We start from the raw sequence: 1,491 nt of genomic DNA on the forward strand, positions 1-1,491 counted from the left end.
GCGGCCGCCCGGGCGCCGGCCGCCGGTGGCGCCGATGCGGGGGTGGCCCCGCGCCCCAGGAAGGGAGGCAGCCCATGCCCTACCGGAACATGGTCAGCCTGAGGCTCGACGACCGCGACTTGGACGCCCTGGAGGCGGCGTCCGAGAGGTCTGGGCTGTCGCGCTCGGAGCTCCTCCGCTCGCTGCTGCGCGTCCCGCCGGGGGCGGACCGGCAGAGGACCGTCTACGCCGTCGACGGCAGGACGCTCGGGAGGATGGCGACCGAGCTGGTCCGCTGGGGCCGCCACTACAACCAGGCGGTCCACGCGCTCAATACCATCGCTCTCCTCGTCCGCAGGGGGAGCCCGCCCAAGCCGCCGGAGCTCGAGGCGATGCTCGGGCGGGCCCTCTCGGCGCTCGAGGAGGTCGAGGCGGGCAGGCGCGTCCTCGAGGCGGCGCTCACCGAGGTCGCGGACTCCATCGCCGTGAGGAGGGACTAGCGGTGCCCGTCGTCAAGCCAATCAGCGGCCACACCGGGTGCGGCGGCATCATGCGCTACCTCACCAGGGGCGGGCGCGCGCTCGCCGTGGACCTCGCGAACCTCTCCTGGTCGCCCGAGCACCCCTGCGGGTTCCGGGACTGGGCGGAGGAGATGGACTTCACGCGAGTCGCCTACGGCAACCACACGCCGTGGAAGGGGAGGCCCGCGCGGACCTACAAGCACTACGTCCTGAGCCCCGACCCGAGGGACGGCATCTCCCTCGAGGCGCTCCGCGACCTGGCGCGCGCGTGGGTCGCCGAGAACTTCGCGGGGTTCCAGGCGGCCGTCGTCTACCATGACGACAACGAGGGCGGCGTCATGCACGCCCACGTCGTGGTGAACAACACCAACCTCGAGACCGGGGCGCGCCTGCAGGACCCGGCGCCGCGGGAGCTCATGCGCTCCGCCCAGAGGCTTGCCGAGGAGCGCGGCCTGAGCTTCTTCGCCGACGGGCCCGGAGAGGGGGCCGCCCCGCTCCTCGCGGCGAGGGGGACGCGCGGCAGGGAGCGGGTCCACTTCCGCAGGGCCGAGAGGGAGCTCGCCGAGAGGGGCGCCTATTCGTGGGTGGCCGACATCAGGGCCCGCGTGACGGTCGCCAGGCGGGTCGCGCGCGACGAGGCCGACTTCGTCGCTGCGCTCTCCGAGCTCGGCGTGGAGGTCTCCGGCGCCGCGCCCGGAAACGGCGCCGCGGACTGGGTCTACGCGCTCTCGGGAGAGGGCGCGCGCAGGATCAGGGGAGAGAACCTCGGGACCTCGTTCGGGCGGAGGTCAGTGCTCCAGGAGCTCGCGCTGCGCTCGTCCCCGCGGAGGGCCGACGCGATCCGCGAGATCGCCCGCAACGCCGTCGCGGTCGACGACCTGGACGACCTGAGGCGGCTGGCCGACGCCCTCGACGCGTTCTCGCGGGAGGGCATCAGGAGCCTCGCCGACTGCGAGGCGCGCATCGGGGCGCTGGAGGCCGCGGGCGACTT

General features: G+C 74.2%; 2 protein-coding genes. Both read left to right on the forward strand.

Annotated elements, in window-relative coordinates; all coding sequences use genetic code 11:
* The first annotated feature begins 74 nt into the window (after positions 1-74).
* Positions 75-479, forward strand: coding sequence for a CopG family transcriptional regulator (locus tag HMPREF1023_RS15585; protein WP_050784801.1), 405 nt, complete (start codon positions 75-77; stop codon positions 477-479).
* Positions 480-481: 2 nt separating this feature from the next.
* Positions 482-1,491 (forward strand): relaxase/mobilization nuclease domain-containing protein (locus tag HMPREF1023_RS01190; RefSeq protein ID WP_009304299.1); only part of this gene is annotated, 1,010 nt, incomplete at its 3' end.

It is taken from the genome of Eggerthella sp. 1_3_56FAA, assembly GCF_000185625.1.
GTDB lineage: Bacteria > Actinomycetota > Coriobacteriia > Coriobacteriales > Eggerthellaceae > Eggerthella > Eggerthella lenta.

Excerpts from the sequence above, each read along its gene's own strand:
- HMPREF1023_RS15585 (WP_050784801.1), top strand. The coding sequence starts at position 75 with ATGCCCTACCGGAACATGGTCAGCCTGAGGCTCGACGACCGCGACTTG.